Raw genomic sequence first — 14,502 nt, 5'->3', positions numbered from 1 at the left:
CGTTTCCTTACGTCGTTCAGGCGCGGTGGGTGGTCGCCCGTCCGAGCAGTACCCATCCGAGGGCGGCCATTACCGCGGCCGCCGTCCCGGCGATGACCGCGCCGGCCGCCCTCGGGTCGCCCGTGCCCGTCGCCAGGGAGACCGTCTGGGCCCCGGTCGCCGCCACGCACACCAGCGCCGCGCTGAGTGCCGCCCCGAAGGACTGCAGCAGCAGGGCGGCCCACAGGACGCTCCCGATGAGCAGCAGAGACACCAGCCGCAGCCCGCCCAGCTCAGGCGCCCCGGGCCACAGCAGCGTCCCGGCGAGGGCCAGAGCCGACAGCACGGTGAGGTACGCGGTGAGGCACAGCGCCAGCGTGGTCGCGGTGGTGCGGCGGAAGGCGCGGGCGCTGGTGCTGGCCCGCAGCCCGGCGAGGCTCTCGCTGCGGAAGCGGTGCAGCAGCCACTCGGCGGGGCCCATCGAGAGGGTGAGCGCCACGGCGGAGGGCGCCGCGACCACGGCGCCGGGCCCGTCGGCGAGGACGTCGCCGAGCGCGGCGTACAGCACGAGCCCGCCGGTGCCGAGCCCGAAGAGGCCGTACGGCAGCGACGCGGCGAGCCGGGGCGCGGCCCTCCCGGGCACGCCGGGTGCCGCGAGCGGCACCAGCACCCGCAGCGCGAGCGCCACGGCCGCGACGAGCGACGCGAGCAGCAGGGCGGTGCGCACGGCGAGCGGCGGGTCGTACCAGAACGCGACGGGGGCGCCCGCCGCGAGCGGCAGCAGCGCGCCCAGCAGGGCCTTCTCGCGGTCGAGGACCAGCAGGACGGTCGCGGCGGCCAGGTACAGGGCCTGCCCGGCGGCGAAGGCGGCCGCGCCCCACTCCCCCGACCCGGTGGCGGCGACGGCGACGACCGCGCCGGCGAGGGCTCCGGCCGGGGTACCGGTGAGCAGGGTGCGGGCGGCGGCCTGGCGGTCGCCGAGGCCGAGCCAGGAGTAGGCGCGGTGGGAGAGGGCCTGGTTCCACACCCAGCCGGTGACGGCCCCAGCGAGCAGCGGAACCGTTCCGGCGGGCAGGCCGAGCGCGCCGGGCGGGCCCGCGAGGAAGGGCGCGCCGAGGACGTACGCGAGGCCGGGCAGGGCGAAGACCAGGCCGCGCAGCAGGCAGCCGCCGAGGCCGGTGTGCCAAGGATCGGTGGGCGGGCCGTCCGGTTCGGGGAAGCGCCGTTCCACGCGGGCGTAGAGGTCCTCGGCGAGGGCGAAGGAGTCCGGGCGGCCGTACGTGAGCCGTATGTGATCGTCGGTCATGCCGTCGGATTCGAGGATGGCGGCTATCTCGTCGGGGTGGACGGCGGCCGCTATCAGGTCCTCCAGGCGGTGGGCGAGTTCGTCGACCGGATCGGGCGCGGCCCAGCTGGGGCGGGGGCGCGGGATCGCCGGAAGGGTGCCGGTGGCGCCCGGGGCGGGCGGGGTGAGCCAGAGGGAGCCGCTCATTCACGCCGTCCGATCGAGTTCGCGGTACCAAGGGTCCGGGATGCGGAGCTGGAGGGTCCAGCCGTCCGGCTCGGCCACGGGGGGCTCGGGCACTTTGGCCAGCTCCCGGTAGATGCGGCGGAAGCCGTCGACGGAGCGGTGCAGCGTGAACCGGTCGATCACGCGCTGCCGGGCCCTGCGGCCCAGCTCGGCCCGCCGCTCCCCGTCGCGCAGCAGCGCCATGACGGCCTCGGCCATGACGGCGGGTTCGCGCGGCGGGACGACGAGGCCGGTGTCGCCGACGGCCTCCCGTACCCCGCCCACATCGGTGGAGACGGTGGCGCGGCCGCAGGACATGGCCTCGATGAGCGAGAAGGGGAACCCTTCGCTGATGGAGGAGAGCATCACCACGCTGCCCGCCGCGTAGGCGGAGGCCACATCGGAGATCCGGCCCTCGTAGGCGATGCCGTCCGTGACGCCGAGCTCGGCGGCGAGCTTCTCCAGCCGGGTGCGGTAGTCCTCGTTCCCGGCCGGGACGGGCCCGAACAGCCGCAGCCGCAGCTCGGGCAGTTCGGCGCGGGCGATGGCGTACGCCCGGATCAGGGTCTCCAGGTCCTTGATGGGGTCGACGCGGCCGCACCAGCTGAGGGTGGGCACGGCGGGCTCCGGGCCGGCGAGCGGGAAGGCGTGCGGGTCGACGCCGTTGTAGACGGTGCGGATGCGGTCGGCGGGGGCGCCGCCGCGCTCCTCCCAGCGCCGGTTGTACTGGTTGCACGGGGTGATCAGGTCGGCCTTGCGGTAGCCGAGGGAGTTGAGCTCCCGGTAGAAGCCGAGCATCAGGGCCTTGACGGGCCACCGCTGGGCTTCGGTGCGGTAGCCGAGGTAGCGCTCGCGGAGGTAGATGCCGTGCTCGGTGAGGAGGAACGGTACGCCGTCGACGTGCTGGGCGGCGAGCGCGGGGAGGGTGGCGAGGCCGCTGGAGACGGCGTGGGCGACGCTGTCGACGGGGACGCGGGCCGCGAGCGGCCGCAGCGCGTGTTCGAGGAGGTCGGTGGCGGTCAGGGCGTCGTGGACGGTGGGGCGGGCGGCGGCGGTCGGCAGGTGCGGCATGGTCCATATCCACATCAGCGACCGCAGCACCGACTCGGACCGCAGGGTGGAGGAGAGCCGTCCGCGGCGGGCGAGCGCGGCGAGGGCGTACAGGCCCTCGCCGAAGTCGCAGCCGGCGGACGGGTCGAGTATGGAGAGCAGGAACCGCTCGTAGGTGTCGGTGAAGCGGCGCCGCTCGCGTCCGATCAGCGGCCGCCCGCGCCCCGGCGCCGGGCCCCACAGGGGGAAGGCGGTGTGGCGGCGGACGTTGGGCGGCAGCTCCCAGGTGACGGGCTCGCGGCCGCTGCCGGTGAGGGCGAGGATCTCGAAGTCCACCTCGGGCATGCCGCGGACGAGCTGGTCGCACCAGGTACTGACGCCGCCGTGGACGTGCGGATAGGTGCCTTCGGTGAGCATGGTGACATGGCGGCCTGTGGTCGGCATGCGGTTCCCCCCCGGGAGTGAGCTCGTCAGGCGCTGGTCAGGCGGTGGGCAGCGTGAGCGTGATCGCCGTCTGGAAGGTGTCGGGAGCGGTCCAGGCGGAGCGGGCCCCGGCGTAGGGCGTGCCGAACGCCGTCGAACCGAGCAGCTGCTGCTTGCGGGTCCCTTCGGGCGCGGTGACCGGGGTGGTCACGCCGGCCGGCGCCTTGACGGTGACGGTGGTGCCGATGCGGTACGCGGTGACCTTGCCGTCCGCGAGGGCCTGCTCCCAGGCGGCGCGGCGCGCCAGTTCGGTACCGATGTCACGGTGACGGGGGTTGACGAGAGGGGTGCTCTCCGCGAACAGGGCGCGGTAGTCGGCGAGGACCTTGTCGAGGACGGGGTAGAGGAGCCGCTCCTCGGCGAGGTTGGACTGGTGGACGTAGTGGGGCCGCGGGTCGTTGGCCATGACGTGGCCCAGCGCGATGCGGGCCTCCTGCGGGACGATGTGCCCGGCGTACCCGGTGCGCACGTCGAGCGGCTCGTCGAGGCAGGTGGAGGCGGGGTTGGTTGCGCAGACGCCGCTGCCGCCGTCCTCCTTCGAGGTGTAGATCCAGTTGTACTCGTCCGTCATCTCCTCGGCCGTCCCGACGTTGTAGTACACGTTCATCGGGTGGCGCGGCACGGTCTTCGCGGCGCCCACGGCCCGCTGCCGCGGCTCGCGGGAGTTGTCGCTCGCGATCCAGCGGACCCCGGTGTCGGAGAGCGCCCCGGCGAGGTTCGGGTTGTCGGCGGGCTGCTGCGGCAGGGTCTTCAGGCCCGAGTGCTCGCCCGTGACCAGCTCGGTGCGGTCGACGGCCAGGCCCTTGCCCACGGCCCAGGTGTGGTTGTCGCGGATCTGGGCGGCGATCTGGGCGCGGCTCATCCAGCGCGTGGCGCCGTACGCGTCGGTGGCGCAGCGCCACGGCACGGTGGAGGTGTCCTGGACGCAGCCGAGGAAGGGGTGCGTGTAGGTGTGGTTGACCCACCGGTACCGCGCCCGGTCCGCGAGCAGCTGGGTGGTGAGCGGGTCGCTGCCGCCGTGCTCGGCCTTCCACTCCTCGCCGGAGCCCGCGTTGTAGACCATGTCGAGGGTGAAGCCGCTCGCCCGCTGCCACTGGGCGGCGTACTGCGCGTCGGCCGCCGTCATCCGGATCGGCGGCGTGCCCTCGCCGTCACCGCCCACGCAGTCGAAGTCGCCGGGCGTGCAGTTGCGTGCGGTGTCCCAGCGGGCGTCGGGGGCGAAGACGTCGTCGACATGGACCGAAAAGTAGTTCCGGCTCTGCCCGAGGTGTACGCCCTGAGTCAGCCATTCCACGATGCCCCTGGCCAGGGCCCGGAACTGCCGCTGGTGCCGGTTGTAGGCGAAGGTGACGACCAGCTCGCGCCGCCCGTCGTGCGCGTACTCGCCGAGGAGGCTGGCCCGGCCGCCGCCGTCGCCGGTCTCCACGTCCAGGTAGCTGGTGTAGCCGGCGCGGGGGCGTCCCGCGTACCCGTAGCTCTCGGAGACGGTGGGGTCGTTGTCCTCGAAGACGACCGGCCCGTCGAGGTACCGGAAGGGCCCGGTCCTCCCGGCGGCGGTGAGGGCGGTCTCCACGCCGTCGAACACGCCGGAGCGGCCGCCGTCGTCCGTGTACTCCAGGCCGACACCGGGGTGGGCCCAGGTGTACGCGTCGACCTGCGGGATCGCGTACGTCCGCTCGTACGCGGCGAGCGCCTCCCGCTCCGCCGCGGACAGCCCCTGGGGCGCCTCGTCGGGCAGCACCACGCCCTGGTACTTGGCGCGCGGGCGCCCGTCGACCGTGTCGGCGAGGAACGCGGCGTCGATGACGGGCCGGCCCGGGTCGCCGAGGCGGACCGCGCGGTACGGCGTGCCGGAGCCTTTCAGTTCGGATGTGAGGGCCTCCACCGCGCCGCCGCCGTCGTCCACGACGAGCACCGTGAGGTCGATGCGGGGCGCGGGCTCGGCCGCCGTCGCGCGGGCCGCCGGGAGCGCGCCGGTCAGCAGCGCCGCGGCGAGCAGCGCGGCCGCCGTGCGCCCGGCCCGGAATCCATGGACGTGCATGTGTTTCCCCCCTCGCAGGACCCGCCGGTGCGCGTGGGGGCGACCGGAGGATCTGTGGAGATGATGCAAAGGGCCGGATCGCTCCCTTGCATGATTGAGCAGAGTGTGACCGACCTCTCACCCATATGGGGTGGCAAACGTGAAAGAGACACCACGGATGAGTGAACCGCCGTCGCCGTGAGCGGGACGGAACCGCGCGCGTAGGCTCGTCCCCGGCGTTCCCCGGGCCGAATTACGATGCGACGGGCAAGGTCGGCCCACCCCTCGACCGCACTCCGGCCGTGCCACGGCCGTACGCCAGCCGCACACGCCGCCCGACCACTCAAACGGAAGCGAGAATTCACCACCGTGACTGCTCTCACTCTCAGCACCGCCGGCGCGGCGACACTGCGCGCCGACACTCTCGTCGTCGGCGTCGCCAAGAGCCCGCAGGGCGGCAAGGGGCTCGTCGTCGCACCCGGCGCCGAGGCCGTCGACCAGGCGTTCGACGGCAAGCTCGCCGGCGTCCTGGAGACCCTCGGTGCCTCCGGCGCCGAGGGCGAGGTGACCAAGGTGCCGTCGCCGTCCGGCCTGAAGGCCCCGGTCGTCCTCGCCGTCGGCCTCGGCCAGGCGCCCGAGAAGGACGACGAGACCTACACCGCCGAGACCCTGCGCCGCGCCGCCGGCGCCGCCGCCCGCGCGCTCGCCGGTACGAAGAAGGCCGGCTTCGCGCTGCCCGTCGACGCCGTCGAGGACGCCGAGGCCATCGCCGAGGGCGCGCTGCTGGGCGCGTACGCCTTCACCGCGTACCGCGAGAAGGGCAAGGACGCCAAGGGCCCCCTCGCCGAGGTGGCGCTGCTGGGCGCGAAGCCCCGCGACAAGGCGTACAAGGCCGCGGCCGAGCGCGCCGTCGCGCTCGCCGAGGAGCTCAACCGCGCCCGCGACCTCATCAACACCCCGCCCAACGACCTCACCCCCGAGGCCTTCGCCGCCCTCGCCACCACGGCCGGCAAGGAGCACGGCCTCAAGGTGCAGGTGCTCGACGAGCGCGCCCTCGCCAAGGGCGGCTACGGCGGCATCCTCGGCGTCGGCGCCGGCTCCGCGAACCCGCCCCGGCTGGTGAAGCTCGCCTACACCCACCCCAAGGCCGAGAAGACGCTCGCGCTGGTCGGCAAGGGCATCACCTACGACTCGGGCGGCATCTCCCTGAAGCCCGCGGGCCACAACGAGACGATGAAGTGCGACATGAGCGGCGCCGCCGCCGTGTTCGCCGCCGTCGTCACCGCCGCCCGCCTCGGCCTCGAGGTGAACGTCACCGGCTGGCTGGCGCTCGCCGAGAACATGCCGTCCGGCTCCGCCCTGCGCCCCGGCGACGTCCTGCGCATGTACAGCGGCAAGACGGTGGAGGTGCTCAACACCGACGCCGAGGGCCGGCTCGTGCTGGGCGACGCCCTCACCCGCGCCTCGGAGGAGCACCCCGACGCCATCGTCGACGTCGCGACGCTCACCGGAGCGATGGTGCTGGCGCTCGGCAACCGCACCTTCGGCGTCATGGCCAACGACGACGCCTTCCGCACCGCGGTCCACGAGATCGCGGAAGAGGCGGGCGAGCAGTCCTGGCCGATGCCGCTCCCCGCCGAGCTGCGCAAGGGCATGGACTCCCCCACGGCCGACATCGCCAACATGGGCGAGCGGATGGGCGGCGGCCTGGTCGCCGGCCTGTTCCTGAAGGAGTTCGTCGGCGAGGGCATCCCGTGGGCCCACCTCGACATCGCGGGCCCCGCCTTCAACGAGGGCGCCCCCTACGGCTACACCCCCAAGGGCGGCACCGGCTCGGCGGTCCGCACCCTGGTGAAGCTCGCGGAGCGAGTGGCCGCCGGCGACCTCGGCTGATCCCCCCTTTTTTGGGGCTCGGTTCGGCTCCGGGGCGCTAGGGGGTGTCTTGTCGATCAGCCCGGCAAGATCGGCAAGACGCCCCCTAAAGCCGGTGTCGACGGTCGATCGTGCTCGGTCGCTCGTTCCTCGCGACCTCCGCGCGTTCTCCCTGTCGACACCGGCGGCGCCCCTTCGCCTCACTCGCCATAGGCCCGGGGGGTGAGGCGAGGGCGCACGGCTCCGGGGGCCTGCTCCCGGGGTCGTACGCCGTCGGGGCGGGCCCGGCTCCGGGGCGACGAAATCCGTAGGTTCGTACGCCTCGGCGGCCCGGGCGCGTGGACGATCAGCCGTCTCAGAGCCTGGCCCGGCGTCTCTTGTTCCGGCAACAAGTGCGAAGATGGGTTCTCGGCAGGACAGGGCCCCCACCACAGGGCCGAAGAATCAGCGGCCGAACACCAGCCGACCGGCCGGTCATCCCCCGAGGAAGGGGGCCCGGCGACCGGCGCACATGCATGGAGGACGTGACGTGGCGAACGACGCCAGCACCGTTTTCGACCTAGTGATCCTCGGCGGTGGCAGTGGCGGTTACGCCGCGGCCCTGCGGGGTGCGCAGCTGGGCCTGGACGTCGCACTGATCGAGAAGAACAAGCTCGGCGGCACCTGCCTGCACAACGGATGCATTCCCACGAAGGCCCTGCTCCACGCCGGTGAGATCGCGGACCAGGCCCGCGAGGCCGACCAGTTCGGCGTGCTCACGACCTTCGAGGGCATCGACATCAAGGCCGTCCACAAGTACAAGGACGACGTGATCGCCGGCCTGTACAAGGGTCTGCAGGGTCTGGTCGCCTCCCGCAAGGTGACCTACATCGAGGGTGAGGGCCGGCTCTCCTCCCCCACCTCCGTCGACGTGAACGGCCAGCGGGTCGAGGGCCGCCACATCCTCCTCGCCACCGGTTCCGTACCGAAGTCCCTCCCCGGCCTGGAGATCGACGGCAACCGCATCATCTCCTCGGACCACGCGCTGACCCTGGACCGGGTCCCGGAGTCCGCGATCATCCTGGGCGGCGGCGTCATCGGCGTCGAGTTCGCCTCCGCGTGGAAGTCCTTCGGCACCGACGTCACCATCATCGAGGGCCTGAAGCACCTCGTCCCGGTCGAGGACGAGAACAGCTCGAAGCTTCTTGAGCGCGCGTTCCGCAAGCGCGGCATCAAGTTCAACCTCGGCACCTTCTTCCAGAGCGCCGAGTACACCGACAACGGCGTCAAGGTCACCCTGGCGGACGGCAAGACCTTCGAGGCCGAGGTGCTGCTCGTCGCCATCGGCCGCGGCCCGGTCTCCGCCGGTCTCGGGTACGAGGAGCAGGGCGTCGCGATGGACCGCGGCTACGTCCTCGTCGACGAGTACATGCAGACCAACGTGGAGACGATCTCGGCCGTCGGCGACCTCGTCCCGACCCTCCAGCTCGCGCACGTCGGCTTCGCCGAGGGCATCCTGGTGGCGGAGCGGCTGGCCGGCCTCAAGCCGGTCCCGATCGACTACGACGGCGTGCCGCGGGTGACGTACTGCCACCCCGAGGTCGCCTCCGTGGGCATCACCGAGGCCAAGGCCAAGGAGATCTACGGCGCGGACAAGGTCGTCGCTCTGAAGTACAACCTCGCGGGCAACGGCAAGAGCAAGATCCTCAAGACGGCGGGCGAGATCAAGCTCGTGCAGGTCAAGGACGGGGCCGTGGTCGGCGTCCACATGGTCGGTGACCGCATGGGCGAGCAGGTCGGCGAAGCGCAGCTGATCTACAACTGGGAGGCGCTGCCGGCGGAGGTCGCACAGCTCATCCACGCCCACCCGACGCAGAACGAGGCGCTCGGCGAGGCTCACCTGGCGCTGGCCGGCAAGCCCCTCCACTCCCACGACTGATCCGCTCAGTCCGGGCGCGACGACCACTTACCGCAATTCGTTAGGAGCAACTGAAACCATGTCGGTTTCCGTAACCCTGCCGGCGCTCGGCGAGAGCGTCACCGAGGGCACTGTCACCCGCTGGCTGAAGGCCGAGGGCGAGCGCGTCGAGGCCGACGAGCCGCTGCTCGAGGTGTCGACCGACAAGGTCGACACCGAGATCCCCGCCCCCGCGTCCGGCGTTCTGGCCTCCATCAAGGTCGCCGAGGACGAGACCGTCGAGGTCGGCGCCGAGCTGGCCATCATCGACGACGGCACGGGTGCCCCGGCCGAGGCTCCGGCCCCGGCCGCCGCCGAGGCCGCCGCTCCCGCCCCGGCTCCCGCCGCGGAGGCTCCGGCCGCCGAGGCCCCCGCCGCGGAGGCTCCGGCCCCGGCCGCCGAGGCTCCCGCCGCCGCCCCGGCCGCCGGTGGCGCCGAGGGCACCGACGTCGTCCTGCCCGCGCTGGGCGAGTCGGTCACCGAGGGCACCGTCACCCGCTGGCTGAAGCAGGTCGGCGAGGAGGTCACGGAGGACGAGCCGCTGCTCGAGGTCTCCACGGACAAGGTCGACACCGAGATCCCGGCCCCGGCTTCCGGTGTGCTGCTGGAGATCGTGGTCGGCGAGGACGAGACCGCCGAGGTCGGCGCCAAGCTGGCCGTCATCGGCGCCGCGGGTGCCGCTCCTGCGGCCGCCCCGGCCGCTCCCGCCGAGGCTCCGGCCGAGACCGCCGCTCCGGCCCCGGCTGCCCCCGCGCCCGCCGCCGAGGCCCCGGCCCCGGCCCCGGCTCCGGCCGCCGCTCCCGCGCCCGCCCCGGCCCCGGCTCCGGCTCCGGTCACCCCGGCTCCGGCCGCTGCCGCCCCCGCCGCGCCCGCACAGCCGGCGGACGAGGGCGCGTACGTGACCCCGCTGGTCCGCAAGCTCGCCGCCGAGAACGGCGTCGACCTGTCGGCCGTCAAGGGCACCGGCGTCGGTGGCCGCATCCGCAAGCAGGACGTCCTGGCCGCCGCGGAGGCCGCCAAGGCCGCCGCCGCTGCCCCGGCCCCCGTCGCGGCCGCCCCGGCCGCTGCCGCCCCCAAGGCGCCGGTGCTCGAGGCGTCGCCGCTGCGGGGTCAGACGGTGAAGATGACCCGGATGCGCAAGGTCATCGGCGACAACATGATGAAGGCGCTGCACTCGCAGGCCCAGCTGACCACGGTCGTCGAGGTCGACATCACCAAGCTGATGAAGCTGCGCGCCCGCGCCAAGGACGCGTTCGCCGCCCGCGAGGGCGTCAAGCTGTCCCCGATGCCGTTCTTCGTCAAGGCCGCCGCGCAGGCGCTGAAGGCCCACCCGGTCATCAACGCGCGGATCAACGAGGACGAGGGCACCATCACGTACTTCGACTCGGAGAACATCGGCATCGCCGTGGACTCCGAGAAGGGTCTGATGACGCCGGTCATCAAGAACGCCGGTGACCTGAACATCGCGGGCATCTCCAAGGCCACGGCCGAGCTCGCGGGCAAGGTCCGCGGCAACAAGATCACCCCGGACGAGCTGTCCGGCGCCACCTTCACGATCAGCAACACCGGCTCGCGCGGTGCGCTGTTCGACACGGTCATCGTGCCGCCGAACCAGGTCGCCATCCTGGGCATCGGCGCCACCGTCAAGCGCCCGGTGGTCATCAACCACCCGGACCTCGGCGAGACCATCGCGGTGCGCGACATGACCTACCTGGCGCTCTCCTACGACCACCGCCTGGTGGACGGCGCCGACGCCGCCCGCTACCTGACGGCCGTCAAGGCCATCCTGGAAGCAGGCGAGTTCGAGGTCGACCTCGGCCTGTAAGGCACAGGACGGGCATACGACGACGGCGCCCCCGGCCGGAGCTCTCCGGCCGGGGGCGCCGTCGTCGCGTGACGGCCGCGTGACAGGTGTCTCCCGCCCCGGGGCAGCCACAGGCCCTGACCGGGCGGAATAATGGCGATCGACCGCCGCAGCCGCGAAGGAGCCCCCATGACCCCGCCCGTCGTCCACTCGCTGCGCGACCAGATCCGCGAGCACATCGTGGAGGGCATCGTCAGCGGCCGCTGGAAGCCGGGCGAGCGCATCGTGGAGCGGCGCATCGCCACGGAGCTGGAGGTCAGTCAGACGCCCGTCCGCGAGGCGCTGCGCGAGCTGGAGAGCCTGCGGCTGATCGAGTCGGCGCCCAACAAGGGCGTACGGGTGCGCAACCTCACGGCGGCGGACCTGGAGGAGAGCTACCCCGTACGGGCCGGTCTGGAGCAGATCGCCGCCGAGCTGGCGGCCGACCGCCTGGGCGAGGACTGCTCGGCCCTGGAGCCCCATGTGGCGGCCCTCTACGAGGCGGACGCGCGGGCCGACGGGACCGCCCAGGTGCGGCACACGGTGGCGTTCCACCGGGAGTTGGTGCGCGCCGCGCGCAACAGCGTGCTGCTGCACACCTGGGAGGGGCTCGGCATCGAGGTCTTCACGGCGCTGTCGATCCGCTGGCTCGGGACCGTACAGAAGTCGTACGCGGAGGAGCACGACGAGCTCGTGCAGGCCTTCCGGCGCCGCGACCCGCAGATCGGGGTCCTGGTGAAGCAGCACGTCCTCGGCTGCGCTCCCCGGGCCTGACACAACCCCCCGCGACGCCCGCGTACGCCCCCTTTCGCGCCGGCGTGCACGCCCCCGCTCATTTGCAGGCGTGCGCGCTCATTCACCCTGCCTACCTGCGAAAACAAGGCACCGGGTGCCCATTTTTGTGGCACCCGATGCCGACTTTGGCGTTCTGGGCAAGATTTTTCGCCGAACACTTTGATCGATCATCGATCACGGTCGTACAGTCGTCCGCGGACTTCAACAGAGGTCCGCCTCGCCCTGTCCTGCCAAGACCAAGGGCTCCACACCCCTTCGACTCCGGAAGGCGGCGATTATGACGACCGACCCGAACCGCATCCAGCCGAGCGAGCTCGACCAGCTGCCGGACCGCGACCCCGAGGAGACCGCCGAGTGGCAGGCGTCCCTCGACGCCGTCGCCAAGGCCGCCGGGCCGCACCGCGCCGCGTACCTGATGCGCCGCACCCTGGAGCGCGCCGAGGGCGCCGGTCTCGCGCTGCCGAAGCTGCTCGAAACCGATTACGTCAACACCATCCCGACCGCCGCCGAGGCCGCGTACGGCTTCGACGGCGACGAGGCGATGGAAGCGAAGATCACCGCCTGGAACCGCTGGAACGCCGCGGCCATGGTCTCCCGCGGCGCGAAGTACGGCGTCGGCGGCCACATCGCCACCTTCGCCTCCGCCGCCTGGCTCTACGAGACCGGCTTCAACCACTTCTTCCGCGGCAAGGAGGGCGACGGCTCGGGCGACCAGCTCTACATCCAGGGCCACGCCTCCCCCGGCATCTACGCCCGCGCCTTCCTCGACGGCCGCCTCACCGAGCAGCACCTGGACAACTTCCGCCAGGAGTCCGGCGGCAACGGCCTGCCGTCCTACCCGCACCCGCGGCGCCTGCCCTGGCTGTGGGAGTTCCCGACGGTGTCGATGGGCCTCGGCCCGCTCTCGGCGATCTACCAGGCGCGCTTCAACCGCTACCTGACCAACCGCAACATCAAGGACGTCTCGAACTCCCACGTGTGGGCGTTCCTCGGTGACGGCGAGATGGACGAGCCCGAGTCGACGGCGGCCCTCGCGCTCGCCGCCCGCGAGGAGCTCGACAACCTCACCTTCGTCATCAACTGCAACCTGCAGCGCCTCGACGGCCCGGTCCGCGCCAACTTCAAGATCGTGCAGGAGCTGGAGGCCCAGTTCCGCGGCGCCGGCTGGAACGTCGTGAAGTCGCTGTGGGGCACCGCCTGGGACGAGCTGTTCCAGCTCGACACCACCGGCGCGCTCGTACGCCGCCTGCGCGAGGTACCGGACGCACAGATCCAGACGTACCAGACGCGTGACGCGGCCTACATCCGCGAGGACTTCTTCGGCAAGGAGCCGGCGCTCGTCGAGATGGCGAAGCTGCTCTCCGACGACAAGATCATCGAGTGCTTCCACCACTCGCGCGGCGGCCACGAGTCCCGCAAGGTCTTCGCCGCGTACAAGGCGGCCCTCTCCCACAAGGGCGCGCCGACGGTGATCCTCGCCCAGACGGTGAAGGGCTTCACGCTCGGCAAGGGCTTCGAGTCCAAGAACGCCAACCACCAGATGAAGAAGCTGTCGGTGGAGGAGTTCAAGGACATGCGGGACCTGCTGGGCCTGCCGATCCCGGACTCCGCGTTCGTCGACGGCCAGGTGCCCTACGGCCACCCCGGCGCCGACTCCCCCGAGGTCCGCTACCTCCAGGAGCGCCGCGCGGCCCTCGGCGGCCCGGCCCCGGCCCGCCGCGTCCACCCGGTGGCGCCGCTGCCGGCCCCGGCCGACAAGGCCTTCGCCGCGTTCGACAAGGGCTCCGGCTCCCAGTCGGTCGCGACGACCATGGCGTTCGTCCGCCTGATGAAGGACCTGATCCGCGACAAGGAGACCGGCAAGCGCTGGGTCCCGATCGTCCCGGACGAGGCCCGCACCTTCGGTATGGAGTCGCTGTTCCCGTCGCTCGGCATCTACTCGCCGAAGGGGCAGACGTACGAGCCGGTCGACCGCGACCAGCTGATGTACTACCGCGAGGCCAAGAACGGCCAGATCCTCAACGAGGGCATCACCGAGGCCGGCTCGATGGCCGACTTCATCGCCGCGTCGACCGCGTACTCCACGCACGGCGAGCCGATGATCCCGTTCTACATCTTCTACTCGATGTTCGGCTGGCAGCGGACCGCCGACCAGATGTGGCAGCTCGGCGACCAGCTCGGCCGCGGCTTCCTCGTCGGCGCCACGGCGGGCCGTACCACCCTGACCGGTGAGGGCCTGCAGCACGCCGACGGCCACTCCCCCGTCATCGCGGCGACGAACCCGGCGGCGCTGACGTACGACCCGGCGTTCGCGTACGAGGTCGCGGTCATCGTCAAGGAGGGTCTGCGCCGGATGTACGGCGAGACCGCGCCGGGCGAGGACCAGAACGTCTTCTACTACCTGACGGTCTACAACGAGCCGATGCCGCAGCCCGCCAAGCCGGAGGGTGTGGACGAGGGCATCATCAAGGGCCTGTACCGGTTCAAGGAGGGCACCGCCCCCGCCGCCGACGCGCCGCGCATCCAGCTGCTGTCGTCGGGCACGGCGATCCACTGGGCCCTTCAGGCCCAGGAGCTGCTGGCCGCCGAGTGGGGTGTGACCGCCGACGTGTGGTCCGCGACCTCGTGGTCCGAGCTGCGGCGCGACGCGCTGGAGGCCGACGCGGCGCTCCTGCGCGGCGAGGAGCGGGTGCCGTACGTCCGCCAGGCGCTGGCCGACGCCCCCGGCCCGGTGCTCGCGGTCACCGACTACATGCGCCAGGTCCCGGACCAGATCGCGCAGTGGGTCGAGCAGGACTACAGCTCGCTCGGCGCCGACGGCTTCGGCCTGTCGGACACGCGTGAGGCGGCCCGCCGCCACTTCGGCGTGGACGCCCAGTCCATCGTGGTCGCGGCCCTGGCCCAGCTGGCCAAGCGCGGCGAGGTCCCGGCCTCGGTCGTGAAGGACGCCCGCGAGCGCTACGGCCTGTAGGACTCCGTGTGCTGAGGAAGCCCCCCGCTCCGGCGGGGGGCTT

At 72.5% G+C, this 14,502-nt stretch carries 8 protein-coding genes; 5 read left to right on the top strand and 3 right to left on the bottom strand.

All coding sequences use genetic code 11. From position 1 onward, the window contains the following. Positions 1-16: 16 nt before the first annotated feature. From ACIRNI_RS10520 to ACIRNI_RS10510, 3 genes are read right to left on the bottom strand one after another with little or no spacing between them, the layout of a single operon-like run. Positions 17-1,471 (bottom strand): hypothetical protein, encoded by a 1,455-nt coding sequence (locus ACIRNI_RS10520; protein WP_403550187.1) that lies wholly within the window; start codon positions 1,469-1,471, stop codon positions 17-19. Next, positions 1,472-2,983, bottom strand: coding sequence for a GT4 family glycosyltransferase PelF (gene pelF / locus ACIRNI_RS10515; RefSeq protein WP_403550185.1), 1,512 nt, complete (start codon positions 2,981-2,983; stop codon positions 1,472-1,474). A gap of 37 nt (positions 2,984-3,020) precedes the next feature. Then, positions 3,021-5,063: a hypothetical protein gene (locus ACIRNI_RS10510; RefSeq protein WP_403550183.1), complete on the bottom strand. Its 2,043-nt coding sequence runs from the start codon at positions 5,061-5,063 to the stop codon at positions 3,021-3,023. 348 nt (positions 5,064-5,411) lie between these two features. Here ACIRNI_RS10510 and ACIRNI_RS10505 point away from each other — a divergent pair, with 348 nt between their 5' ends. From ACIRNI_RS10505 to aceE, 5 genes are all read left to right on the top strand, one after another. Further along, entirely contained in the window at positions 5,412-6,935 is a 1,524-nt protein-coding gene (locus ACIRNI_RS10505) for a leucyl aminopeptidase (RefSeq protein ID WP_403550181.1), read from the top strand. A 508-nt stretch (positions 6,936-7,443) separates the two neighbouring features. Further along, entirely contained in the window at positions 7,444-8,832 is a 1,389-nt protein-coding gene (gene lpdA / locus ACIRNI_RS10500) for a dihydrolipoyl dehydrogenase (RefSeq protein WP_355366566.1), read from the top strand. Between the two features lie 58 nt (positions 8,833-8,890). Beyond that, positions 8,891-10,675 (top strand): 2-oxoglutarate dehydrogenase, E2 component, dihydrolipoamide succinyltransferase, encoded by a 1,785-nt coding sequence (sucB, locus tag ACIRNI_RS10495; protein WP_403550179.1) that lies wholly within the window; start codon positions 8,891-8,893, stop codon positions 10,673-10,675. A 168-nt stretch (positions 10,676-10,843) separates the two neighbouring features. Continuing rightward, on the top strand, positions 10,844-11,467 hold the full coding sequence (locus tag ACIRNI_RS10490) for a GntR family transcriptional regulator (RefSeq protein ID WP_355366572.1): 624 nt from the start codon (positions 10,844-10,846) through the stop codon (positions 11,465-11,467). A 298-nt stretch (positions 11,468-11,765) separates the two neighbouring features. Continuing rightward, the gene (gene aceE / locus ACIRNI_RS10485; RefSeq protein ID WP_403550177.1) at positions 11,766-14,459 is read left to right on the top strand and encodes a pyruvate dehydrogenase (acetyl-transferring), homodimeric type; all 2,694 of its coding nucleotides are present in this window, start codon (positions 11,766-11,768) and stop codon (positions 14,457-14,459) included. The last annotated feature ends 43 nt before the right edge of the window (positions 14,460-14,502 follow it).

The sequence above is a fragment of the Streptomyces sp. NPDC093546 genome, assembly GCF_044765045.1.
Classification (GTDB): Bacteria; Actinomycetota; Actinomycetes; order Streptomycetales; family Streptomycetaceae; genus Streptomyces.
Note: the sequence above shows the minus strand (reverse complement) of the source record. Positions and strands in the feature narration are given on the sequence as shown.